The sequence below is a fragment of the Mesorhizobium sp. M7A.F.Ca.CA.002.15.2.1 genome (genome assembly GCF_003998715.1).
In the GTDB taxonomy this organism is placed as follows: Bacteria; Pseudomonadota; Alphaproteobacteria; order Rhizobiales; family Rhizobiaceae; genus Mesorhizobium; species Mesorhizobium ciceri.
This window is the reverse complement of sequence record NZ_RZPI01000931.1, coordinates 1-1,614: the sequence shown is the minus strand read 5'-3', so window position 1 is coordinate 1,614 and position 1,614 is coordinate 1. Positions and strand designations below refer to the sequence as shown.

Here is a 1,614-nt window from a genome sequence, read left to right as displayed (position 1 = left end):
GGGCTTCGCCGGCCGCAACAGCAAGAATGATACCCAGCAGGATACGCGCAGACACTGATGTCGCTCCCCTTTGCCCAGAAGCTGTTCGATAGCAGGCCGGAATTGATGCCGGCTTTCGTGGAACCATAGCATTTTAGGGATTGATAAATCGCCAATGCTCCTGCTCGCCAACAAACGGTTACCCAACAGCCGACTTGCCCAATGGCCGCCATCGTACTACGCACCCCGCATCTGTGAGGTGACGAGAGTGGCTGAAATACTTGGCTCGGGCGAGGCGCTGGAGCGGGCGCTGGCGCTGCTCAGGGAGGGCGATGTCGTCGCCATCCCGACGGAAACCGTCTACGGGCTGGCTGGCGACGCGACCAACGGCATCGGCGTCGCGCGCATCTTCGAAGCCAAGGGGCGGCCGCGCTTCAACCCGCTGATCGCCCATGTCGCCGACATGGCGATGGCCGAGCGCCTCGCGCTGTTCGATCCGCTGTCGAAGAAACTCGCGCGCGCGTTCTGGCCCGGTCCGCTGACGCTGGTGCTGCCGCAACGGCCCGGCAACGGCATCCATCCGCTCGTCACCGCCGGGCTCGATACAATCGCCTTGCGCATGCCGAGGGGCTTTGGCGGCGATCTGATCGCCAGGCTCGGCCGCCCGCTTGCCGCGCCCAGCGCCAATTCATCCGGCAGGATCAGCGCAACGACCGCGCAAGCGGTGGCAGCCGATCTCGGTGCGCGGATAAAGCTGGTGGTCGATGGCGGCGCAACCCCGGTCGGGCTGGAATCGACGATTCTCAAGGCCGAGGGGGAAAGAATGCGGCTGCTGAGGCCCGGCGGCATCGCTGCCGAGGAGATCGAGGCCGCCATCGGCATGGAATTGTTGCGCGGCGGCACCGCCAGTATCGAGGCGCCGGGCATGCTTGCCTCGCACTATGCGCCAGGTGCCGCGATGCGGCTCAATGCCGGCACGGTCGGCGAGGGCGAGGCTTTGCTCGGCTTCGGCGGCCAGAGGGCACAAGGCTGGCACCGCGCCGAAGCCTTCCTCAATTTGTCCGAAACCGGTGACCTGCGCGAAGCGGCGAGCAATCTGTTCGCCTGTATGCAGGCACTCGACCGCAGCGGCGCGCGCACCATCGCCGTCGAGCCTATTCCCTGCGACGGGCTCGGCGAAGCGATCAACGATCGGCTGTCGCGTGCAGCCGCCCCTCGTGACATCACGCAACCCGCAACATAGTTTCCCCCATGATCGAAATCACAGAGACACTCGATCCCGCCCTCATCGATCGCTTCGCTGCGATCGTCGGCGACAGATATGCGCTGCGTGATCAGCAGGACATCGCGCCCTACCTCATTGAGCGACGTGGGCTCTGGCACGGCGCGACGTCGCTGGTGCTGCGGCCGGGCAGCCTCGACGAGGTCAGCCGGATCATGCGGCTGGCGACCGAGACGGGAACGCCGATCGTGCCGCAAAGCGGCAACACCGGGCTGGTCGGCGCGCAGGTGCCGGACAGGTCCGGGCGCGAAATCGTCCTGTCGCTGTCGCGGCTGAACCGCATCCGCGAGATCGACGTCCTGTCCAACACGGTGACGGTCGAGGCCGGTGTCATCCTGCAGACGCTGCAGGAT

The 1,614-nt window shown here is 66.0% G+C and carries 2 protein-coding genes; both read left to right on the top strand.

Annotated elements, in window-relative coordinates; all coding sequences use genetic code 11:
• The first annotated feature begins 247 nt into the window (after positions 1-247).
• Positions 248-1,222, top strand: coding sequence for an L-threonylcarbamoyladenylate synthase (locus ENZ74_RS31245; protein WP_063167659.1), 975 nt, complete (start codon positions 248-250; stop codon positions 1,220-1,222).
• 8 nt (positions 1,223-1,230) lie between these two features.
• On the top strand, positions 1,231-1,614 hold a 384-nt coding region (locus ENZ74_RS31240), incomplete at its 3' end, for an FAD-binding oxidoreductase (protein ID WP_164761367.1).